Annotated in this window: 24 protein-coding genes and 1 pseudogene; 16 read left to right on the top strand and 9 right to left on the bottom strand. The window is 37.0% G+C overall.

Annotated elements, in window-relative coordinates:
* Positions 1–19: 19 nt before the first annotated feature.
* The 8 genes from F1847_RS08520 (at position 20) to lpxC (ending at position 7,766) form a co-directional block, all read left to right on the top strand.
* Entirely contained in the window at positions 20–637 is a 618-nt protein-coding gene (locus F1847_RS08520) for a ribonuclease H-like domain-containing protein (protein WP_150072629.1), read from the top strand.
* The gene (locus tag F1847_RS08515) at positions 609–2,096 is read left to right on the top strand and encodes a DegQ family serine endoprotease (protein WP_150072628.1); all 1,488 of its coding nucleotides are present in this window, start codon (positions 609–611) and stop codon (positions 2,094–2,096) included. The genes F1847_RS08520 and F1847_RS08515 overlap by 29 nt, the downstream gene beginning before the upstream one ends.
* A gap of 5 nt (positions 2,097–2,101) precedes the next feature.
* Positions 2,102–3,034, top strand: coding sequence for a SurA N-terminal domain-containing protein (locus F1847_RS08510; RefSeq protein ID WP_150072627.1), 933 nt, complete (start codon positions 2,102–2,104; stop codon positions 3,032–3,034).
* A 4-nt stretch (positions 3,035–3,038) separates the two neighbouring features.
* Positions 3,039–3,809 (top strand): DNA repair protein RecO, encoded by a 771-nt coding sequence (gene recO / locus F1847_RS08505; RefSeq protein ID WP_150072626.1) that lies wholly within the window; start codon positions 3,039–3,041, stop codon positions 3,807–3,809.
* Between the two features lies 1 nt (position 3,810).
* On the top strand, positions 3,811–4,491 hold the full coding sequence (locus F1847_RS08500; protein WP_150072625.1) for a TIGR00730 family Rossman fold protein: 681 nt from the start codon (positions 3,811–3,813) through the stop codon (positions 4,489–4,491).
* A complete protein-coding gene (locus tag F1847_RS08495) occupies positions 4,482–5,450 on the top strand; it encodes an aspartate carbamoyltransferase catalytic subunit (RefSeq protein ID WP_150072624.1) in 969 nt (322 codons plus the stop codon). Before F1847_RS08500 ends, F1847_RS08495 begins: the two co-directional genes overlap by 10 nt.
* The gene (locus F1847_RS08490; protein WP_150072623.1) at positions 5,434–6,717 is read left to right on the top strand and encodes a dihydroorotase; all 1,284 of its coding nucleotides are present in this window, start codon (positions 5,434–5,436) and stop codon (positions 6,715–6,717) included. The genes F1847_RS08495 and F1847_RS08490 overlap by 17 nt, the downstream gene beginning before the upstream one ends.
* Positions 6,718–6,872: 155 nt before the next feature.
* On the top strand, positions 6,873–7,766 hold the full coding sequence (gene lpxC, locus F1847_RS08485) for a UDP-3-O-acyl-N-acetylglucosamine deacetylase (protein WP_150072622.1): 894 nt from the start codon (positions 6,873–6,875) through the stop codon (positions 7,764–7,766).
* Between the two features lie 5 nt (positions 7,767–7,771).
* On the opposite strand, the gene F1847_RS08480 is transcribed toward lpxC, so the two are convergent.
* On the bottom strand, positions 7,772–8,698 hold the full coding sequence (locus F1847_RS08480) for a L,D-transpeptidase family protein (protein ID WP_150072621.1): 927 nt from the start codon (positions 8,696–8,698) through the stop codon (positions 7,772–7,774).
* Here F1847_RS08480 and cysS point away from each other — a divergent pair.
* Genes cysS through F1847_RS08440 form a run of 8 tightly spaced genes read left to right on the top strand, consistent with a single transcriptional unit; the run spans position 8,687 to position 16,885 of the window.
* A complete protein-coding gene (gene cysS / locus F1847_RS08475) occupies positions 8,687–11,011 on the top strand; it encodes a cysteine--tRNA ligase (RefSeq protein ID WP_150072620.1) in 2,325 nt (774 codons plus the stop codon). The two genes, F1847_RS08480 and cysS, sit on opposite strands and share 12 nt — an antisense overlap.
* Positions 11,011–11,661, top strand: a complete 651-nt coding sequence (locus F1847_RS08470; protein WP_206202403.1) for an endonuclease III domain-containing protein — start codon at positions 11,011–11,013, stop codon at positions 11,659–11,661. The genes cysS and F1847_RS08470 overlap by 1 nt, the downstream gene beginning before the upstream one ends.
* A gap of 9 nt (positions 11,662–11,670) precedes the next feature.
* Positions 11,671–12,558: a DMT family transporter gene (locus F1847_RS08465; RefSeq protein ID WP_150072618.1), complete on the top strand. Its 888-nt coding sequence runs from the start codon at positions 11,671–11,673 to the stop codon at positions 12,556–12,558.
* Positions 12,559–12,567: 9 nt separating this feature from the next.
* Complete coding sequence (locus tag F1847_RS08460; RefSeq protein WP_150072617.1) at positions 12,568–13,083, top strand: cob(I)yrinic acid a,c-diamide adenosyltransferase; 516 nt, start codon at positions 12,568–12,570, stop codon at positions 13,081–13,083.
* Complete coding sequence (gene mqnC, locus F1847_RS08455) at positions 13,080–14,141, top strand: cyclic dehypoxanthinyl futalosine synthase (protein WP_150072616.1); 1,062 nt, start codon at positions 13,080–13,082, stop codon at positions 14,139–14,141. The genes F1847_RS08460 and mqnC overlap by 4 nt, the downstream gene beginning before the upstream one ends.
* A 2-nt stretch (positions 14,142–14,143) precedes the next feature.
* Positions 14,144–15,370 carry an amidohydrolase family protein gene (locus F1847_RS08450; RefSeq protein ID WP_150072615.1) on the top strand — a complete coding sequence of 409 codons (1,227 nt, stop codon included), beginning with the start codon at positions 14,144–14,146 and terminating at the stop codon, positions 15,368–15,370.
* Complete coding sequence (locus tag F1847_RS08445; protein ID WP_150072614.1) at positions 15,363–16,202, top strand: menaquinone biosynthetic enzyme MqnA/MqnD family protein; 840 nt, start codon at positions 15,363–15,365, stop codon at positions 16,200–16,202. The genes F1847_RS08450 and F1847_RS08445 overlap by 8 nt, the downstream gene beginning before the upstream one ends.
* Positions 16,202–16,885: a ubiquinone/menaquinone biosynthesis methyltransferase gene (locus tag F1847_RS08440; RefSeq protein WP_150072613.1), complete on the top strand. Its 684-nt coding sequence runs from the start codon at positions 16,202–16,204 to the stop codon at positions 16,883–16,885. The genes F1847_RS08445 and F1847_RS08440 overlap by 1 nt, the downstream gene beginning before the upstream one ends.
* Before the next feature lie 4 nt (positions 16,886–16,889).
* On the opposite strand, the gene F1847_RS08435 is transcribed toward F1847_RS08440, so the two are convergent.
* The 8 genes and pseudogenes from F1847_RS08435 to F1847_RS08405 all read right to left on the bottom strand — a co-directional run bounded on the left by F1847_RS08435 (position 16,890) and on the right by F1847_RS08405 (position 22,159).
* Complete coding sequence (locus F1847_RS08435) at positions 16,890–18,113, bottom strand: methyl-accepting chemotaxis protein (RefSeq protein WP_168194311.1); 1,224 nt, start codon at positions 18,111–18,113, stop codon at positions 16,890–16,892.
* Between the two features lie 49 nt (positions 18,114–18,162).
* On the bottom strand, positions 18,163–18,405 hold the full coding sequence (locus F1847_RS08430) for a transposase (RefSeq protein WP_150072611.1): 243 nt from the start codon (positions 18,403–18,405) through the stop codon (positions 18,163–18,165).
* 1 nt (position 18,406) lies between these two features.
* Positions 18,407–18,469, bottom strand: a pseudogene (locus tag F1847_RS09575) (hypothetical protein); the annotation flags it as partial.
* Positions 18,445–18,792, bottom strand: coding sequence for a transposase (locus tag F1847_RS08420; RefSeq protein WP_150072610.1), 348 nt, complete (start codon positions 18,790–18,792; stop codon positions 18,445–18,447). The gene F1847_RS08420 and the pseudogene F1847_RS09575, both read right to left, overlap by 25 nt.
* 19 nt (positions 18,793–18,811) lie before the next feature.
* Positions 18,812–18,955 (bottom strand): hypothetical protein, encoded by a 144-nt coding sequence (locus tag F1847_RS09245; RefSeq protein ID WP_168194309.1) that lies wholly within the window; start codon positions 18,953–18,955, stop codon positions 18,812–18,814.
* 71 nt (positions 18,956–19,026) lie between these two features.
* Positions 19,027–20,697, bottom strand: coding sequence for a (Fe-S)-binding protein (locus F1847_RS08415; protein WP_150072609.1), 1,671 nt, complete (start codon positions 20,695–20,697; stop codon positions 19,027–19,029).
* 23 nt (positions 20,698–20,720) lie between these two features.
* Complete coding sequence (locus F1847_RS08410; RefSeq protein ID WP_150072608.1) at positions 20,721–21,584, bottom strand: respiratory nitrate reductase subunit gamma; 864 nt, start codon at positions 21,582–21,584, stop codon at positions 20,721–20,723.
* A 107-nt stretch (positions 21,585–21,691) separates the two neighbouring features.
* The gene (locus F1847_RS08405) at positions 21,692–22,159 is read right to left on the bottom strand and encodes a 4Fe-4S dicluster domain-containing protein (protein WP_150072607.1); all 468 of its coding nucleotides are present in this window, start codon (positions 22,157–22,159) and stop codon (positions 21,692–21,694) included.
* Position 22,160: the final 1 nt, after the last annotated feature.

Genomic DNA, 22,160 nt, shown 5'->3' with positions numbered 1-22,160 from the left:
AATAGATTAAATAAAGGAGATGTTAGAACTGAAAGGCATAATAGATAGAGAAGCCTTAAGTTTAGTAGATCTTTGTCTTCTTTGTGCTAAAAAGACCTCTTCTTTGTTGTTTTTAGACATAGAAACCGAGGGATTATCTAAGGAAAAAAACGACATAACCCTAATAGGGATTTACACCCAAGGGAAATATTTACCTTTTATTAAAGGGTTTAATTTAGAGCGTTCTCTTTCTCTTCTTAAGGCTTCTCCTGTATGGGTTACTTTTGGCGGAGAAAGATTTGATCTTCCTTTTATTAAAAAACGCTTCTCTGATCTTTCTATGCCGGTTGTTCATTTAGACTTGTATATTCTTTCTAGTTTTGTAGGTTTAAAAGGAGGGTTAAAAAAGATAGAAAAAGCTTTAGGAATAAATCGAGAGACAGACGGTATGAATGGATATGATGCGGTAAAATTATGGCAAAGATGGATAGAAGCTAAAGACAAAAGGGCTTTAAGAAAACTTATTCTTTACAACAAAGAAGATGTAGTAAATCTAAAAAAAATTTTTGAATATGTAGTTAACAAGCTTGTTGAGCAAAAAGGTGAAGGGCAAAAGGGAGGTGGAAAAGATGAGGTCAACCGTTTGGTGGCATTTTAGAAAATATAAGGTCATCTTATTGGTTTTGTTGTTCTTTGCCTTAGGGTTTGCCAGCAAGGCTTTTTTAGAAAAAAGCAGTTTTAAGTCAAGGCTTATTGCTCAAGACGGAGAGAGGATAAACCAAGAAAGTTTAACCCATGCCATTAAACTTTCTGAAGCCTTTTCGTATTTAGCAGAAAAGACAGCTTCAGCGGTAGTCTATATAGAAACCGAAAGGACGGTAGAAGTTAATCCCTTTCCTTTTGATTTTTTTAGAGATCCATTTTTTAGAAATTTTCCTTCGTTGCCAAGATATAGAGAAAGGGGCGCAGGATCAGGTTTTATTATTTCCTCTGATGGATACATCGTTACCAACAATCATGTAATCCAAAACGCTCAAAAAATAACGGTTAAACTTCTTGATGGTCGTTCTTTCTCAGCAGAAAAGATAGGGGCAGACCCTCTTTCAGATGTAGCCTTGTTAAAAATAAACGCTAACAACCTTCCTACCCTTTCTTTTGGAGATTCAGACCTTATTAAAACAGGGGAGTGGGTGATAGCGATAGGCAATCCTTTTGGTCTTACTCATACCATTACCGTAGGGGTTATAAGTGCTAAAAGCAGAAGCGGTATAGGTATCTCAGACGTGGAAGATTTTATTCAAACTGATGCAGCGATCAACCCTGGAAATTCAGGAGGGCCTCTTATCAACCTTAAAGGAGAAGTTATAGGAATGAATACCGCTATATTTAGCCGGTCTGGCGGGTATATGGGAATAGGTTTTGCTATTCCAAGCAACATCGTAAAAACGGTAGTAGAACAACTTAAATCTAAAGGTAAGGTAGAAAGAGGTTTTTTAGGGATAACCATCCAAGACTTAACCCCCAATCTTGCTAAGGTCCTTGGGATTAAAAACGTTTCTGATGGGGCGGTGATAACCGAGGTAATGCCTAATTCACCGGCTTATAAGGCGGGCTTAAAAGAAAAAGACGTAGTAGTAGGGTTTAACGGAAAAACAGTTAAAAATGCTTTGGAGTTGAAAAGTTACATCTTACTATCCAAACCAGGGACAGAGGTAGTGCTTGACGTGATTAGAGATAATAAACTAGAAAAAATTAAGGTTATAGTGGGGTCTCCTCCTGAAAATGCCTTTATTTCTAAGGCAGAATTAGAAGAAGCCCAAGAGATTTTAGAACAGTTGGGGTTTTATGTTGAGGAACTTACTCCAGCCCTTGCTAAAAGGTTAGGCCTAAAGCAAACCAAAGGTGTAGTGATAACAGAAGTTATCCCTGAATCTCCGGCAGATTATGCAAACCTAACCCCAGGTATGGTAATAGACGAGGTAAACGGAGTAAAGGTTAATAACCTTAAAGATTTTTTGAAAGGGCTTAAAAAAGCGGTTAAATCTAAAACGGTCTTGCTTGGAATAAGGGTAAACGGAGGGCGAAGGTTGGTTTCTCTTAGTTTAGAGGAGATGTAATCGCTATGAGACATAATTTACTAAAAGGATTTCTATTGTTTTTCTTTTTAGTTATTCCAATTTTTTCTTATGCTCAGGCGGTGGTTAAAATAAACCAGATAGTTGCAGTAGTAGGAGAAGAGTTTTTAACCTTATATGAGCTTGAGGACCTTTGTGCTCCTTTTTATCAAAAATTCTTGAAACCAGAAATGTCTTCAGAAGAGAAAGAAAAAGTCAAAGAAGAAATCAGGAATAAGGTTTTAAACGATTGGATAGAAGATACACTGGTAGGTTTAGAGGCTAAAAAATATGGGTTTAAGGTAGAAGACGAAGAGATAGAGGCTTATTTGAAAGAGGAAATTAAGTCCTTGGGAGGGGAAGAGAACTTCAAACAAAGGTTAAAAGAAAAAGGTCTAACCTTAGAGGAGTATAAGAAAAAGATTAAGGATATCCTTTTAAAGATGAGGCTTGTGCATTTTATGTTAAAAGAAAAGATTGTAATTACTGACGAAGACCTAAAGCCTCTTTATGCAGAGGAAATAAAAAGATATGATAAATCTTTTAGATACTGGCTTTCTGTTTTTATTACTAAAGATGAAGGTTTAGCTAAAAGTTTGTATGAGGAGTTGGTTAAAGGTAAAACCTTTGAAGACCTTATAAAGAACCTTTCTAAGGAAAAGGGGATGTTTTTTAACGAAAGTTTTAAAGAAGAGGAGCTTGATCCTAAGGTTTTACAAAAGGTCAAGGAGTTAAAACCAGAGGAGATAGCAGAACCTTTAAAGGTAGGAGATAATTTTTATCTTATAAAGCTGATTAAAAAAGGAGAAAATGAACCACCGGCTTTTGAGGAACTAAAGCCGAGACTTAAACAAAAACTGTTTGAAGAAAAAGCCCAAAAGTTTATAGAAAAATGGATCAAAGAATTAAAAGAGAAAAGGTATGTAAAGATTTATCTTTAAAAGGATGCTTTTTTCTATTGAAGGTTTAGTCCTTTCCAAGGAAAAGGTTGGTGAGATAGACCTTTTAGTAGAAACCTTAACCCCAAAAGGAAAGGTTTGGGCGATAGCTAAAGGGGCTCAGAAAAGCAAAAGAAGGTTTGTCAACCTTTTAGAAGATTTTAATCTTTTAACCCTTCATCTAAGGCGTAATTTTAAAGGAACTCTTCCTATCTTAGAAAAAGCTGACCTTCTTTTTATCCCTGAAAGCCTTTGGGAGGACCTTGAAAAATATGTTTTTTTTTCTTATTTAGGAGAGGTGCTTTCTAAGGTAAGTTTTAAGGGCTTAGAGGTGGAATATTTTAATTTTATTAAAGATTGGATAAAGTTTTTAGATAAAGAACCTAAAATAACCCTTTGGCATAAAGTTTTTTTTGAATGGCAGATGCTTGGTTTTTTAGGATGGAGTCCTCAGGTTGAGGGTTGCGTAAAATGCGGTTATCAACCTAAAAGAATTTTTTATTTTTCTGTAAGGGATGGAGGGGTGCTTTGTTATCGGTGTAAAGAAGAAAACGCTTTTAGGCTTACTTTAGAGCAAGTTGAGGTTTTGAAAATTTTTAGTAAAATGTCTAAAAAGCCTAAATTTTTAAAGGAACCTATGAAAAAAAACCGTTTATCTTCAGAAGTTTTGATGATTTTAAACAAAATTAGCGAAAGATTTTTTCAGTATTTTTTAGTATTTGACGTGATATCTCTAAAAATGGTAAAAGAAACTTTAGGTATGGAGGTAGTAAGCTAATATGGAAAAATTGCTAAATGAGAAGCTTTTTGAAGAAAAGCAATATGTGTTAGAAGGCCTTGCAGCTAAGGAGTCATGGAGACTTTTTAAGATTCTTGCTGAGTTTGTAGAAGGTTTTGAGGTTCTTCCTCGGGTTTATCCTGGGGTTACAATTTTTGGGTCTGCTAGAACTCCTGTAGACCATCCTGATTATCAGAAGGCGGTAGAGTTAGGTAAATTATTGGTTAAATCAGGTTTTTCGGTGATAACCGGAGGTGGGCCAGGAATTATGGAGGCGGCTAATAAAGGAGCGGCTGAGGCTAACGGATATTCTGTAGGGCTTAACATCAAGCTTCCTTTTGAACAGATACCTAATCCTTACGCCAACATAAGATTAGATTTTAAGTATTTTTTTATTAGAAAGGTAATGATGGCTAAATATTCTGTAGCTTTTGTGTTTTTCCCAGGAGGGTTTGGTACTTTAGACGAGATGTTTGAGGTTTTAACTTTAGTCCAAACCAAAAAGATAAAACCAGTACCTATAGTCTTGGTAGGAAAAGAGTTTTGGTTGCCTCTTTACAATTGGTTAAAAGAGTATCTGCTTGTGCAGAACAAAATTTCTCCTAAGGATATAGAGCTTTTTAGGATTGTAGAAACGCCAGAAGAAACCTTGGAGTATATAAAGGAATACTTATGGATTTAAGTCCTAAACCTCAGCATCTTTTGGACATAGCGTCTCTTTCTTCAGAGGAGATTATAAGTTTTTTAGAATTAGGCGAAACGCTTAAAGAGGTGTTAAAAAGACCCATTCCTAAGGTGCCTACTCTTAGGGGCAGGTTGGTGGTTTTGCTTTTTTATGAGCCTTCTACCAGAACTAGGTTTTCTTTTGACCGAGCAGCTAAAGCCCTTTCTGCCGATATTCTTACTTTTTCTGCTAAAGGTTCAAGTATAGAAAAAGGGGAGAGTCTGCTTGATACGGTGAAAAATTTAGAAGCTATAGGGGCTGAACTTTTGGTGATAAGACATCCGATAGAAGGGGCTCCGCATTTTATCGCCAAACACTCAAAGATTTCGGTAGTAAATGCAGGAGACGGAACGCATGAACATCCTACTCAAGCTTTACTTGACCTTCTTACAGTAAAAGAAAAATTAGGCACCTTTTTAGGGCTAAAAGTGGCTATTTTAGGAGACATAAAACACAGCCGAGTAGCTAGGTCAGACATCTTAGCCTTTCAAAAGATGGGGGCAAAGGTCTATGTTTCTGGGCCTGCCCATCTTTTGCCTACACCTTTAGAGGAAGATTACTTTAGAATTTCTTCGGATGGTTTTAAAGTTTGTTATGACCCAAAAGAGGCTTTAAAAGAGGCAGATGTAGTAATTGCCCTTAGGGTGCAAAAAGAGCGCCATGGCAAGGCACTTGTTCCCAGCTTAGTAGAATATCAAACCTTTTTTGGTTTAACCTTTAAAAATTTAGACCTGTTAAAACCTGGTGCTCTTCTTATGCATCCAGGTCCAATAAATTGGGGGGTTGAGTTGTCTCCAGAAATAGAAAAATATCCTTTTCAAGTTATCCTTGACCAAGTAGAAAACGGCGTAGCCATAAGGATGGCTATTTTGCTAAAACTTTTGACAGGTGGAAAACCCTATGAAGCTACTCATTAAAAAGGGAAGGATCATAGATCCTTCTCAAGGAATAGATCAAGTAGCAGACCTTTTGATTGAGGAAGGGAAAATAAAAGGAATAGCAGACGAAATACCTTCAGACCCTTATACTAAGGTTTTTTGGGCTGAAGGTAAATGGGTTTTGCCTGGGTTGGTTGATATTCATGTTCATTTGAGAGAACCGGGTCAGGAATGGAAAGAAGATATAGAAACAGGAACAAAGGCAGCCCTTTATGGAGGGATTTTAAGGGTTGCCTGTATGCCAAACACCAACCCTCCTAACGACAATCCAGAAATTACTGAATATATCTTAAAAAGGGCTCAAGAAAAAGGCTATGTAAAGGTTTATCCTATTGCCTGTATCACCAAAGCTCAAAAAGGAGAAGAAATTGCTGAATTCGGAAGGCTTAAACAGGCTGGAGCTGTAGCTGTGTCCGATGACGGTAAATGGGTCCCTAATTCAGAGGTGATGAAAAGGGCGATGCTTTATGCCAAACAGTTTGACCTTACAGTGATTTCTCATTGTGAAGATCCTTTTCTTTCTCAAGGGGGTCAGATAAACGAAGGCTATTTTTCGGCTAAGTTAGGACTAAAAGGGATTCCTTGGTCTGCTGAGGTTTCTGCTGTAGTAAGAGACCTGCTTTTAGCCAAGGAAACCGGCAAAGCCATCCATTTGGCCCATCTATCTTGTAAAGAAGTACTTCCTTTTCTAAGATGGGCTAAAGAAGAAAACGTGCCTTTTACCGCTGAAACTTGCCCCCATTATTTTACTTTAACCGAAAAAGAAGTAGAAGAATACAATACCTTGGCAAAGGTTAATCCACCTTTAAGAACTGAACAAGATGTAATAGCCATCAAACAGGCTCTAAAAGAAGGTTTGATCCAGGTAATAGCTAGCGATCATGCCCCACATAGCGTGTTAGAAAAAGAGGTAGAGTTTAATTTAGCCTCTCCGGGAATGATAGGCCTTCAGACATTACTTCCTTTAAGTGTGCGGTTGGTTAAAGAAGGTTGGCTTACTCCCTTAAAACTGGCAGAATATCTGATAAGTAATCCAGCTAAAGTGATAAACGTCGATCCCCCGAGCTTTAAATCTGGGAAAAAAGCAGAAGTTATCCTTTTTGACCCTGAGAAAACATATGTTTTAGATGAAACCCTTATTCAGTCTAAAAGTAAAAATACCCCGTTTCTTGGAAAAAAGCTACAAGGGATAACCTTATTAGCGGTTATCGAAGAAAAGGTTTGGGATTTTACTCAAGGTGTGTAGTTTTTTACACAGGTGTTAAATTTTTTATTCATCATCCTTAAGTTTACCCCCTCTAAAGCCTAATAATTTTCTTGTTTTTTTCAGGCATATTTTTTGAAAATAATAAAACGTAGACTAACTTAGACTGATTAGCTTAAGGGAAAGGAGTGCTTTAAATGGAATATCAAAAGACTTTATCAGAAAAGATAAGTTTAGAGGGACAAGGTATTTTTACAGGAAAAACGATAAGGGTAGAGATAGAACCTGCAGGGATAGATACAGGGATAGTGTTTATAAGAGAAGATTTAGCTCATAAACCAGAAATTCCGTTAAAGATAGAAAATGTGGTTGGGCTTGACGGAGCTACTGCCCTTACTGACGGCACTCATTTTATTTATTTGGTAGAGCATCTGTTATCGGCTTTACATGGGTTACAGATAGACAACGCCATCGTCAAGGTATATGGAGAGGAGGTTCCACTTTTAGACGGGTCGGCATATCCTTGGGTAAGAAAAATTCAAGAAAAGGGTTATCAATATTTGTTTTATCCCAGAAAAAAGTTTAGGCTTAAAAAGCCTTTTTATTACAAAAACGGCCATGGGGCCTTGGTGTTTAAACCAGCAAACACTTTAAAAATCAAGGCTTCTATCTCTTTTGACCATCCGGTAATAGGATATCAAGAAATGGAGTTAGAAATTAACCCAAGAAACTATTTAAAAGAGGTCTGTTTTGCGAGGACCTTTGGTTTTAAAGACATACTTTTAGAAAGGATAAAAAAGGGTATTTTAAAAGGTGGAGACCTGTCTAGTGCGATTATCCTTGACCAGGAAAAGGTCTTAAACCCAGAGGGACTTAGAAGTGAAGACGAGTTTGTAAGACATAAGGTGCTTGACTTAGTAGGGGATTTGTTTGCTTTAGGAAATTCTTTAATGGCTGAAGTAGAGGCGACGTCTTCTCATCATAGATTACACATAGAAGCTTTAAAAAGTCTTTATGCTTCAGGTTTGTTAGAAGAGGTAGAAGAGAGGGCATTAACTTTTTTGCTATTGTCTAAAAGGAAGAGGTTTTAGTTTCTTTAGTTAAAGGATTTAACCTCTCCTATTTGGTGGACCAGTCCGTCTGGTTGTTCAAATATTTTTTCAAGTTTTATCAGGTCTATTTTATAGTCTTTATCTTCTAAAAGTTGGTCTAGTTTTTTTAAGACATAAACCAAAGGATTTTTTATCTGGTTTTCTATGTCAGGGAAGGCCTGAAGATAGATTTTGTTTTTTTCGATAGATAGTTTATAAGGCTCGTAGATAATGAAGACCTTGGTGCCTATAGGCACGTTTTCGAAAAGAAGTTTTATATGTTGAGGATACATTCTGATGCATCCATGGGTAGACCTTCTACCGATGCTGTAGATTTTATTGGTTCCATGGATGGCATAAAGTCCTTTTGAAAGATAAAGTGCATGGCTTCCCATAGGATTATCAGGTCCAGGGGGTACCACATCTGGAAGCGTAGGGTCTTCTGCTTTGATAGAGGGGGGAGGATACCAATAGGGGTTTTCTTTTTTATTATAAATAAAATAGGTGTCTATAGGGGGAAGTTTTCCTTGGTCTCCGATTCCTATAGGGGCTATAAACAGAAAAGGATAGTTAAAGAAATAGAGACGCATTTCAGGAAGGTTTACCAGTATATAAGGAGATTGAGATTTAAACATAAACTCCTGAGGAACCAACACCTGATATGGGATGATGATGGTTTGGTTTTCTTTAGGTATCCAAGGGTCAACCCCTGGGTTGGCAAGGACTAAATGTTGATAACCAACCTCAAACTTAACGGCTAAGTCAACCAGGGTGTCGCCTTCTTTTATGGTATAAACTTGATCCTCAAGGTAAACGTATTTTTGGGGAACCATAGGAATAAACTGTAAAGGAGAGGCTGTAGCTTGGAAAGTTGATAAGACGAGGTAAAATAAAACCATTAAAATTGGAGGAAAAAGGAAATGCGGTTTCATAATGTTTTGCAAAAAATAGGTAATACCTCAATAATTAAACTATCTAAGTTAAAAGTCAAGTCTTCGGTAGAAATTTGGGGAAAGATTGAAAGTCAGAACCCTGGGGGGTCTATTAAAGATAGACCAGCGCTTTTTATGATAGAAGACGCAGAAAAAAAAGGCCTTCTTACTAAAGAAAAAATCGTCATCGAGGCTTCGAGTGGAAACACAGGTATAGGACTTTCTTTAGTATGTGCGGTTAAAGGTTATAAATGTATGATTGCTATGTCAGAGTCAGCTTCGATTGAAAGAAGAAAGATTATGCAGGCCTTTGGGGCAGAAATCCTTCTTACTCCAGCAGAAAAGGGAACTGACGGAGCGATAGAAGCGGTATACGAACTACTAAGAAATGAGCCTGAAAAGTATTTTTGCCCTGACCAGTTTAACAACGAGGCCAACTGGAAAAGTCACTACTATACTACAGGTCCGGAAATTTGGAGAGACACCGAGGGTAAAGTCACACATGTAGTCTGTGGTCTTGGAACCACAGGCACAGCTATGGGAATAGCCAGGTTTGCTAAAGACCATAATCTCCCGTTTAAAGTAATAGGGGTTGAGCCATATCCTCACCATAAGATACAAGGTTTAAAAAACATGAAGGAGTCTTATCCCCCTGGTATTTATAATAAAAAACTTCTTGAAAAGGTAATAAACATAGAGGACGAAGAGGCGTTTTTTTGGGCAAGATGGCTAGCTAGAGAAGAGGGAATTTTTGTAGGAATAAGCTCAGGGGCAGCTTTAGCAGGGGCTTTAAAAGTAGCTGAATCTTTAGACCAAGGGTTGATAGTGGTTATCTTTCCTGATGGGGGCGAGCGCTATCTTTCTACCCCTCTTTGGACTTTTGAGCCAAAAGACCAAACGATAGAAGCTAAAGCAGACCTTATCGTTTTCAACACCCTTTCTGAAAAAAGAGAGGTCTTTACTCCTTTAGTACCTCGGGAGGTTAAGATATACACTTGTGGTCCTACCTTAAACCTTCGTCCTCATGTAGGGCTCTATAGAAGGCTTATTACCGCTGACATACTTAAAGAATATTTAACCCTTAAAGGCTATAAAGTAAAACATGTGGTAAACCTTACGGATTTTGACGATAAAACGATAAAAAAAGCTTTAGAAGAGAAAAAAAACCTTTATGAAATTACTAAGACTATAGAAGAACAGTTTTATCAAGATGTCAAGTTTTTAAACCTTAAGGAGGCAGACTTTTATCCAAAAGTAAGTCAACATCTAAAGGAAATGGCAGATGTAGCTTTAAAAGCTATTGAGAAAGATAAAGCCTATGTAAAGTATGGAAGTGTTTATTTTGATATTTCAAGACTTGAGGATTATGGGAAGCTTTCTAAGGTAGACCTTTCTCGGTTAAAGCCAGGGGCTACTATAGACGTTGAAGAATACGATAAAGAAGAGCCTTTTGATTTTGCTCTACTTAAAAGGGTACATATACTTGAGTTAAAAGCAGGCTATTTTGTTGATACTTCTGTCGGAAAGGTTAGACCTACTTGGCATATCCATTGTGCAGCTTTAATCCTTAAGTATTTAGGAGAAGAGATAGACTTTTTTACCAGTGGGATAGACCTTCTTTTTCCTCATCATGAAAACACCAGAGCGGTGTTAAAGGCTTTAACAGGAAAAGAGACGGTTAAATACTGGCTACATACTGGGATGGTTTTTTATCAAGGAAAAAAGCTTTCTTCTGAAAATAGGGTAACCATAGAGGATGTAATACAAAAAGGATTTAGCGGGAGAGACCTTAGGTTTTATTTTTTAAGGACCCACTATAGAAATCCTTTTAATTTTAGTTGGAAAGGGCTTGAGGAAAGCGCTAAAATCCTAAGGAAGATCGACCAACATCTTTGCTTACTTGAGGCTTCTGTTAGACCGGAAAAAGAGGCTTCTCACCCTTGGGAACTTTTAGAGAGTTTTACTAATAATTGGGAAAGGGCTTTAAAAGAAGATTTAAACACTCCGGTGGTTATTTCAGAACTTATTTCTTTTCTAAAAAAACTTTATCCATACTTAAAACAAGGGGTTTCTCCAGAGTTTAGAGAAAAGGTCTTGGAAAACCTGAAAAAACTTAACGGGGTTTTAAAGGTTTTAAGGTTTCCCAAAAAGGTCGAAGAGGAAGAAGTGTTGAAGTTAGCCTGTTTAAGAGATGAGGCAAAAAGGTCAGGTAATTTTACAGAGGCAGACAGAATAAGAAATGAGTTGTTAGCTAAAGGTTTCTGGGTTTTTGACCTTCCCTGGGGTACAGAAGTGATTGCCCTGGAGGAATGATGAAGAGGAAAACTACCGAGATTTTACAAGAAATTTATGATAGGTTGTTTGCTTTTTTTGGTCCACAAAATTGGTGGCCTGCTGAGACCCCTTTTGAGGTTTGTGTAGGGGCGATCCTTACTCAAAATGCTACTTGGAAAAACGTAGAAAAAGCCATCAACAACCTTAAACAAAAGGGATTTCTTAATCCTCAAGCGCTTTATGAACTTTCATTAGATAAGTTAGCAGAGCTTATCAAGCCAAGTGGATTTTACAATCTTAAGGCCAAAAGGCTTAAAACCTTCGTAGAGTTTTTAGTAGTCAACTATCAAGGGGACCTTAACCTTATGTTTCAGCAACCATTACCTAAAATACGAGAAGAGTTATTAAATCTTAAAGGATTAGGGAAAGAGACGGTAGACAGCATCCTTCTTTATGCAGGCAACCTTCCAGTGTTTGTGGTTGACGCCTATACCTACAGGATTTTAAATCGACATCTTTTAATTTCTGAAGAAGCCAATTATGACGAAATACAGGCGTTTTTTATGGAAAACCTTCCGCTTGACCCTGCTCTTTTTAACGAATACCACGCTCTTTTAGTAGCTTGTGGTAAGACTTTTTGCAAAAAGGTAACCCCAGTTTGCGATCCCTGTCCTCTTAAAGGTATTTAGGTTGGTTTTATGCTGGGTTTTGTCTTTGCCATCCTTGCAGGTTTTTTGGTAGCGTTAAGTGATGCTTTAAATAAAAAATATTTTTCTCATTTAGGCACAGCTTATATGGTGTTGGCAAGGACTGTAGGGGCTTTACCTTTTCTGTTCCCTCTTTTTTGGTATCTTACCTTGGTTAAAGGAGAGGGGTTGGCCTATTTTTCCCCTCAGTTTGTTTTGGTAGTAGTAATTTTGCTTTCTTTAGAGGTTTTGGCTACCTTTCTTTATATGAAAGGCATAAAACTTTCCCCTCTTTCTGTGTCTTTGCCTTTTCTTTCTTTTACCCCGGTATTTATCATCCTTACCGGATATTTTTTGCTGGGAGAAAGGGTGTCCCTATACGGAGCTATAGGGATTGGATTGGTGGTAATGGGGAGTTATATAATCAACCTACCTTTAGCTAAAACCGGGATTTTAGAACCCATAAAAGCTATAAAAAAGGAAAAAGGAAGTTTCCTTTTGCTTCAGGTAGCTTTGCTTTATTCTATTACGTCGGTGCTTGGGAAAAAGGGGCTTCTTTTAACCGATCCTTGGTGGTTTTCCTCTTTTTATTTCACTTTACTTGGGATTTCTGCCGGTTTGGTAGTAAAAGTTTTATATCGCATAAAGGTGTGGGAATTTTTTAAAACTCAAACCAAAGGGGTTTTATGGGTAGGTTTAACCCAGGCGCTTATGTGCTATTCTCATATGTTAGCCTTAAGCCAGCTTGAAACTGCGTATATGATCGCTCTTAAAAGAACTAGTATTCTCTTTTCGGTATTATTAGGTTATTGTTTTTTTAAAGAGGCTTATTTTGGTACAAGGATGATAGCCGCAGGGCTGATGTTGTTAGGGGTTTTTTTGATAATGTTATTAAGATAAGAGGAGAAGATGGGGTTTAAAGGCTATATTCAGGTTTATACCGGAGACGGTAAAGGAAAGACTACGGCAGCCGTAGGTCTTACTATCAGAGCCTTAGGGGCTGGGCTTAAGGTAGCCTTTCTGCAGTTTTTTAAGGACGGGACTACTTCTGAAGTAAAAATATTAAAAACTTTGCCTAATCTGTATTATCAGCACTACGGACAAAAAGGTTTTGTAAGTGATATCACCCCGGAGTTAAAAGAAATTATTCAAAAAGGTTGGGAAGAGGCTAAAAGGCTGGTTTTTTCTAAAGAGTATAATATAATTGTTTTAGACGAATTTACCTTAGCCTTAAACTGGGGTTTGGTTGAGAAAGAAGAGGTTTTACAAGTTTTAAAAAATAAGCCTGAAGAAGTAGAAATAGTTATTACCGGAAGAAAGGCTCCAGAAGATTTATTAAGCTTAGCGCATTTAGTTACTGAAATGAAAAAGATAAAGCACTATTATGACCAAGGGGTTTTAGATAGGTTAGGGATAGAAAGATGAAAAAAGATATAGTGGTTAAAAAAGTGCTTGAAGGTAAAAGATTGAATAAAGAAGAGGCTTTAAGCCTTTTTGAAATTCCTATAGAAGAACTTGGTTTTTTAGCTCGAGAGGTTAGGTTTAGACTTAATCCAGACCGTGTGGTTACTTATGTGGTTGATAGAAACATCAACTACACCAACGTTTGTATCTCCGGATGTAAGTTTTGTGCCTATTATAAACCACCTAATTCTAAGGAAGGCTATGTGCTTTCTTTTGAAGAGTTAGGAAAAAAAATAGAAGAAACCATAAGTTTAGGAGGTTATCAAATCCTTTTGCAAGGAGGGCTTCATCCTGACCTTCCTTTTTCGTTTTACGAAGACATGTTACGTTTTATCAAAACCACCTTCCCTCAGGTTCATGTACATGGTTTTTCTCCTCCAGAGATAGTGTTTTTTAGTAAAAAGTTTGGGTTAAGCATTACAGAGGTTTTAGAAAGATTGATTAAGGCAGGGCTTGATTCTATACCTGGAGGGGGAGCTGAAATCCTTTCAGACCGTGTAAGGAAATTTCTTTCTCCTAACAAGGCCACGGCAGAGGAATGGCTAAACGTGATGGAAATAGCTCATAAACTTGGGCTCAAAACCACCGCTACGATGATGTTTGGACATATAGAGACTCAAGAAGAAATCATAGAGCATCTTCTTAAAATAAGGGATCTTCAGGATAAAACCAGAGGTTTTACCGCGTTTATTCCTTGGACTTTTCAGCCTAAAAACACAGGTTTAAGCCATTTGATAAAGGCAGGAGCAGCTTATTATTTAAAGGTATTGGCCATTTCTCGGATAGTGCTTGATAACGTCAAAAACCTTCAAGTTTCTTGGGTTACCCAAGGGCCTCACATAGCTCAGATTGCGTTAGAGTTTGGAGGTAATGACTTTGGGTCAACGATGATAGAAGAAAACGTAGTAGCTGCTGCTGGGGTTTCTCATCGTATGAGTGAAGAAGAAATCAGACATCACATCCTTAGCGCAGGCTATATTCCAAAAAGAAGAAAGATGGATTATACCCTTATAGAATAAAGATGAAAGAACTTCAGGTCCTTTCTTATCATCATCTTTTACTTCGGGCTAAATGGGTGGTTCCTGTAGATAGTCCTTCGATTTTAGACGGAGCGGTAGAAATAAAAGAGGGAAAAATTGTTAGGGTTGGTAAGTTTTCAGACCTGTTTAAAGAAACCTCTCAGGCTAAGTTGATAGATTTTGGGGAGACGATAATCCTACCTTGTCTTGCTAACCTTCACACCCATCTTGAACTCACCAGTTTTAGGTTTAGGATTAGACCTTCAGGAAGCTTTTTTGGCTGGGTTAAACAGGTTATCAAGCTTAAAGAAGAGACTTCCCCAGTAGAGTTAAAAGAAGGGGCTAAACTTGGTCTTTCTGAACTGTGGAGAGAAGGAGTAGGCATAATAGGAGAGGTTACCAACTCAGGGCTTACCTTAGACCTGGTTTGTCAAACCCCTTTATACGGATATATTTTTCGAGAGATTATAGGGTTTAAAGGTGGGGTTAAACTTCAACCGCTTGAAGACTATTTTTCTAAAAACAGGATTAAAACAACCTATTCAGCCCATGCCCCTTATACGGTTTCTCCGTTACTTCTGCAAGCTATAAAGGCCTATACCAAAAAGAGGAACCAAATCTTTGCGATTCATTGCGGAGAGTCTAAAGAGGAAGTAGAGTTTTTAAAAACAGGAGAAGGGGCAATTAAAAACTTACTAAAAGAAAGAGGACAATGGAACGAAAGCTTTTGCTCCCCAGGGCTAAGCCCAGTAAAATATTTAGCCAGTTTAAACCTACTTGACGAAAAAACCTTACTCGTCCATTTAGTGCAATTAGAAAAGGAAGACTTAGAGGTGCTAAAAAGACATAAACCTAAAGTGTGTGTTTGCCCAAGAAGTAATCTTTTTACTGGAGTAGGACTTCCTAACCTGCCTTTGCTATTAGAAGCAGGGCTTGAAATAGGAATAGGCACAGATAGCTTAGCCAGCAACACTTCCCTTTCCGTTTGGGAAGAATTAAAAACCCTTTATTCAGCCTTTCCAGACATCCCTCCAGAAATCTTCATTCGGATGGCTACTTTAAACGGAGCAAAAATTTTAGGTTATGAAAATTTAGGGGCTATTTGCCCAGGATACCTTCCTAATTTGTTGGTAATCGAAGTTTTTGATTACCTTACCGACAACCCTCAAGAAATGTTGAGTTCTCTTCTCAACGCTAAAAAGGAGGTTTTATATAGGTTCTATGGATAAACTAAAAATAGGGATTCCTCTTTATATAAACACCTTACCTTTACTTTTTTACCTTCCTAAAAAGAACCAGGGAATAGAACTAGTATTAGAGGTACCAAAAAGACTTAACCAACTTCTTAGACAAATGACCCTTTGTGCTAGCCTAAGTTCAAGCGTAGTTTATGCAAAAAACCCTAAGGAATTTTTGATTTTACCAGACTTGTCTATCAGTGCGGTAGGAGAGGTAAAAAGCGTGGTGCTTTATCACGAAGAGTCGCTATCTTTGTTAGATGGTAAACCTATAGGTATAACCCCTGAAACCGAAAGTTCTTTTTTGCTTTTAAGGGTCTTGCTTGAAGATTTTGTTGGTGTCAAACCTAAATATATAGAGCTTACTAAAAACTGGAAGGATTTAACAGAACAAGAAAAAAAGGAATTAAAAGGTTATTTAGCCATAGGAGATGAAGCTTTAATCCTCCAAAATGAAGAAAATAGGTATCTGATAACCGATTTAGCCGAGCTTTGGTTAAAATATACTAACTTTCCTTTTGTTTTTGCTCTTTTTATCATGAAAAAAGAGTTCATGAACCTTAAGCGAGAGATTACCAGTTTTTGTTTAAACCTTTATTACGCCAGAGCCAAGGCTTTTTCAAACCTAAAAGAGGTGGTAGATCGAAGCCATCTAAAACTCCCCAAGGATTTTGTCCATCGGTATCTTACTCACTTAGAGTATGATTTTTCAGGGCTAAAACAAAGAGCCTATCTTTATTTTTGTGAGCTTTTATATAAGAAAAAATTAATACCTGCCCTTCCTGAACTTAACTTTTTTAGTTTAGGAGATAGGCTTATATAATGAAGGTAGAAAAAGATTTTGTAAAACGTAAGTTTGATCGGATAGTCAGAAGATATGATTTAGTAAACCTAATAGGAAGCTTGGGGCAGGATAGACTATGGAGGAAAAAGGTTGCTTCTCTTTTAGCCGACGCCCCTCATCCTTGGCTTGACCTTTGTTGTGGACCTTTTACGTTAACCTTAGACCTCTACCATGAAAACCGATTAGCCCCAGTTTTTGCCCTTGATTTTAGCTTTGAGATGCTTTTTTTTGGTAAAAACCGGATAAAAGATACCCTTATCTATCCTATCTGTGGAGACGCAGAAGACTTGCCGTTTAAAAACAGCTCTTTTGGGGGAATTTCTATTGCCTTTGGTTTAAGAAACCTTCCTAACAAAGAAAAAGCTTTAAAAGAGTTTTTTAGGGTTTTAAAGCCAGGAGGAAGGCTGGTCATCCTTGAGTTTTCTTGGCCTAAAAATTTTTTTATTCAAAAGTTTTATAATTTTTACTTAAGTTATTATATGCCCTTTTTAGGTGGGGCTTTAACCGGAGACAAAGAGGCCTATAAATATTTAGCAAGTTCTATAAAATCTTTCCCTTCTCCTCAAAAGGTAAAAACCCTGCTTTTAAAAGCAGGGTTTTCAGAAGTAAATTTTATCCCTCTAACCTTTGGGATCGTAACGTTATATCAGGCGATAAAATAAAACCTTAATCTTTAGCCTTATGTAATCCTACCGCCTCTTTTAGAGTTTCACTTTCTTTTAGGACTTGAGCGGCTATCAATCCGGTATTTTCTTGAGCTTTATAGAGATTTTTTATTCTTTCTGTTATTTCGTTTAAATCCTTAGAGATGGTTTCTGTGTTAAACGAGATAGCCTCGCTTGAGTTAGCAATAAAGTCTATTTTTTCTTTTAGTTCTTGCGTTTTTTCAAAGATTTCTTTTAACATCCTTTCGGTTTGATTAGCTTTTTGTGTGCCCTGGACTAATTTTTCTACCGAACCCCTCATCACCTCTTCTACAGAGATTACCTTGTTTTGTATTTCTTTTATAACTTCTGCGATTTTTTCTGTAGCCTTGGTAGTATTATCCGCTAATTTTCTTACCTCTTCAGCTACCACAGCAAATCCTTTTCCATGTTCTCCTGCTCGAGCAGCTTCTATAGTAGCATTAAGGGCTAACAGGTTGGTTTGTTCGGCAATATCTTTTATCAACATAACTATCGAACCTATCTGGTCTGAACTATTTCTTAATTCGTTAATCACTAAACCTAATCTGTCAAACGTTTCTTTTAGACTTTCTACGTCTTTGGATAGTTGTGAAGAAAGTAGCATACCCTCTTTTGAACTTTCTGAGGTTTCACTGCTAAAGTCTCTTATTTGAGATAGGTTTTGAACGATGTTGGCTAAAGACTCTGTGATTTGATTAGCAGATATGGTCATCTGAGTAGATCTTTCGGTAAGAAACTTTAAATTTTCGATAAGTTCGGTTGAAACCTTGGAAATATTTGTCGAATATTTAAAAAGGTTCTCTGAAATATCCTTAGCCTGAGAAAAAAACTTTCTTCTCTTAAGAATAATTTCATGTAGAAGCTGAGAAGCTACCCCAAGTTCGTCTTTACTGTAAACGGTTATGTCAACGGTAAAATCTCCTTTGTGTAGGGTAGCCAATACCTGTTTTAGTTCGTTAGCACTTTTTACTAATTTATCTATAATTTTCCATCCCCAAAATACCTCTACTAAAACAGCGGTTAATGAGAAAAGAGATAAAAAAATAACTCTATAGTCTAAAAAATCTTTAAGTCTATCTTCTTTTATAACCGATTTTACTTCCCAAGATAAATATAAGAAACCAGCGTTAACCAAAAATAGCACCACAACGCTAAAGATTAGTAAACCCCAGAGTTTATTTTTTATTTTCTCCTGTTTTTCCATCTCTTTCACCCCCTTCTTTAGTTTAAAAAAACTTTTCATAGTGTCCCTTTTATTGTGTAAAAATTTTTCCGGGAAAGGCATGGTAGTTCCCAAATTCAATTTCATTAAACCCTCTTAACTTCCTTAAGTTTAACCTCTCATTCAGTTCTTTCAAGATTAAATATAACAACCTCTCAACAGAGCCTTCATCCGGAAATACTTCTATTACCTTTATCCTCCTTTTTATCTCTTTCGCTAACCCCCTTCCCTTCAGACCCAAATATCCAAAATCCAAGTATCTCTCTTCTCCCATCAGGCTTTATCCCTAAAGCTAAATATACTGGCTCCTTTGCTACCTCATTTCGACGAATAGACAATTAAGTTCTTTAACTTCATCTTCAGTCACCTTTATTAACCGGGAAATGCTTTGAGGTGAATAGTATGCGCCATAAATACTTTCCAAAAACTGAGAAATTTTTCTTGTGCTTACTCCCACTGCATAAAGGGTAATAACAGTAGATGTAAGGTCTAATTCAGCCCTCCTTCTTTCAGAAAGTATAGCAGGACGAAAACCACCATTCCTGACCCGGGGCACTTTTAAATCTTGGACCTTCCCATACTTTGTAAGTAAATCTCTTGTATAAAAACCATTTGCATAGTCTTCTTGCTCTTCTAAATAAATCCTTCTTTCTTTAAGCATAAGGTTTTCTAAAAGGTTTTTAATAAGATTGTTGACTTCTTGCTGAAAAAAAGTTTAGAATTTCTTCTATAGGTTGTTTTGTTAAAGTTTTAGTTTTTTCTTTCACGGTAGCTTCCCCTCCTTTCTGGTAGTTTTGGTTATTAAGCATTGGGGAAGCTACCATACCCTTCCCTTTCCTTCAAGGCTTTACACAATTAATGAGACACTACCAAACTTTTTAGTATAGCTTAAACATTAAAACATCTCTTCAAAGTTTAAAAACGGAGGGATGTCTGCCATGGCGTTGACTACTAAGTCTACCAATCCGCAATGGGTTATTCGATATTTCTCAAAAAGTTGATAAGTATGTTCCATCTCTCTGATGGTTCCTTTACAGTTAGAACAGGTAGCCACTACCAGTTTGATTTTGTCTTCTGTAAGAACATCTTTAAAGGTTTCTATTATCTGACAAAGTTTTACTTTAAGGCCTACTTTTTTTCGAAAAACTGGAAAGTTTAAACTTCCCATGATAGCAAACCCACTCCCTCCTCCGCAACAATAATTTTTAACCCCGGTTGGATTCATTTCCTTAAACCTTCCTTGAGGGACTACTTTTTTTAAGACTTCTCTTTGAGGTTTTACAATACCCATAAGTCTTACGATGTTACAAGAGTCATGTAAAGTAAAATAAAAATCGTTTCTTGAGGGGTCAAGCTTAAGTTTTCCGCTTTTTACTATTTCCCAAACCAAAGGAATGCAACTTTCTTTTTTTATCTCAGCTAAAGGAGAACTTGCAGGAAGCAACCTATCTAAAATTACACAAAAAACCTTATGCGCATGCCCACATTCTCCGACTAAAATTTTTTTAACCCCTAAGGAATGAGCTATTTTTAGATGATTGACTGCAATCCTTGCCAGTTCTATGTCATCATACCAAGCCCCATAGTTAACCCCATCATAGCCTAAGGGTTCACTACTTATGGTGTAGTCAATGCCTGCAGCATCAAACAAGATAAAGAATGCTTCCATATGGTCTGGCCAAGAGATGTACTCCCCTGCGTTATGAATAAAAAGATATTCTGCCCCCTTTTTATCTACAGGGATTTTTATTTTTTTCCCCGTTTTTTCTGCTATCTCTTCTTCTAAGAAGGTTATGGTATCTTTTATGCCTTGAGGGTTCATTCCGGTAGATGACCCAGCTTTTAGATGAAGTCTTGTCCCTTTTTGATAAACCTCAGGAGGAGCCCACCCTAACTCTTGACTAAAAAGTTTTCTTAATTCTCTGGCAATAAGCCCGTTGTCTACCCCTATAGGACAGTAGACAACACACCTTCTACAAAGGGTACACCGATACGCTAATTCAAAAAGCCTTCTTATAAGGTCATAACTAACCTCAATTTCTTCTCCAAACCAGGAATTTAATTTTCCAGTAAAAGTAAAATGTTTTTCATAAATCCTTCGTAAGACTTCAGCCCTAAAGTTAGGCCTGTATATTTCTTTTCTTCCGCTGGCTAAGTATAGATGACAGGCATCCGCACAGGTATTACATTTTACGCAATTTTCTAAAGATAGCTTGAGAGGTCTGATAAACGTCCAGTTAGACTTAGGGTTTAATAATTTAGAAAGGCCGTTTAAAAACCTTTTTACCACCTCAGCCTTTTCTTCCTCAGAAACAGGGTCTGGTTGAGGGAACATGGTATAGCCGTCTAAACTTAAATTATAGGTTTGATACCAACTTTCTGGGGTTTGGTCTTTGATCTCTTCTATACCAGGAATTTTTAGCGCTTCCTCTTCTTCTATCTTAACCAAAGGCTGTTTGCCAGGTTGGGCTAACGCTTTAAAACAAACCTCACATCCCTTAATCTCTTCTTCTAATTCATTTTTTATAAATTCTAATTCATTTTTTATAAAATTGCAAAGGCTCATCTCCTACTCCTCCTTTTATAGGTTTAATTTTGTGCGTTTTCAACCCAGTTTTTTTCAGGTTTTATGTGAGAAGCAGCCCATCCTACTTGATAATTCAACTGTTTTTGTATAAGCCTTTCTATTTTTGACCCTTTGGTCTGAGGTGCGTCATCCCATAGTATTTTGTGGTAAGTTAGATATTTAGCCGGTCCATGAAAAAACTTAGAAAAGGGAAGATATAATATAAATATATTAAATATAAGAAAATGCCAAAATATCCAACCTTTAACGTTAACCTCCTCTGGGTTAAAAGTAACGATCGCTTTAAAGTAAGAAAGGGCTACTTTTAGCCCTCCATCGGTAAATACCATTAAAAACCCTGTAAGGAAAAGAGCCAATAAAAGAAGTAGATTAATCCGGTCGATCGGGCTGGTATAAAGCTTAAGAGAGGGGTTAAAAAGCCTTTTAAAAAACAATCCCAAAACCCCTATGCTTCCTATCCCATACCCTAAAAAACCAACAAGCTTAATAAACCCTAAAGGTAAGGTAAACTTTGTGTTAATTAGGAGTAAACCTATGAATAAAAACATTAGCCATAAACCCCAATGAAGCCCCAGAGACCATAACCATAGCCCATAACGGTTATAAACTTTAACCCTTTCTAAAAAAAAGATTTCCTTTAAAGGCTCGAGCCACTCTCCTAAAAGGTCTTTTTCAAGCCTTTTTTCATACCAACCTAACTCTTCCATATAAGAACCACCATATTTTTTCTTTTCTCCAGGTTCATGAGGCACAGGATAAACCTCCCACCTTATGTTGATAGGTAGCCGGTAAAAACGATAAAACCTATAGATAATCCCTAAAATCCCTAAAAAAAAGGCGATGTAAGTAAACAACATAAGCCCCATATTTATACCTCCTTAGCATATATTTTTCTTTTTTTTATTTACTTTATAAGTATAAATATAAAAACCATATGTAAAAATTGTCAATCTTTTAAATTGGGGCTTACAAATTAAATCTGTTGTCTTCTACATTTAGGGCAAAGATTAAGATAGGATGGTATGTTTTTAGGAGGTTTACCTAATAGTCTTTCTAACAAAAGTTCCGGTTTAGGCATAGGCTCTCCGCAGTTTTCGCACTTTACCAGTTTGATTTCTGTAATTTCCATGTATTCATTTTTGGATATAGCCGTGCCTATCAGCCTGGGGATAAACTGCATAGCCCCAAAAGGACAGGCGTCAGCACAGTCCTTGCATGCAGTACATTTACACTTATTTATTATAAAAAGACTACCTTCAATCCTTATGGCATCAGAAGGGCATACATAAATACATAGTCTACAGCCTACGCATCTTTCCCCTCTATGGGTAGGATAACCGCGATAGGTAGTCCTTACTTCCTTAAGGCTTTTACCTTTAAACTCGATGGTTAAAGGTTTTTTAAACAGGTTTTTTAAAAGCCAGCCTGCAAGTTTTAGCATC

The sequence above is a fragment of the Thermodesulfobacterium sp. TA1 genome (assembly GCF_008630935.1).
Lineage (GTDB): Bacteria > Desulfobacterota > Thermodesulfobacteria > Thermodesulfobacteriales > Thermodesulfobacteriaceae > Thermodesulfobacterium.
Note: the sequence above shows the minus strand (reverse complement) of the source record. Positions and strands in the feature narration are given on the sequence as shown.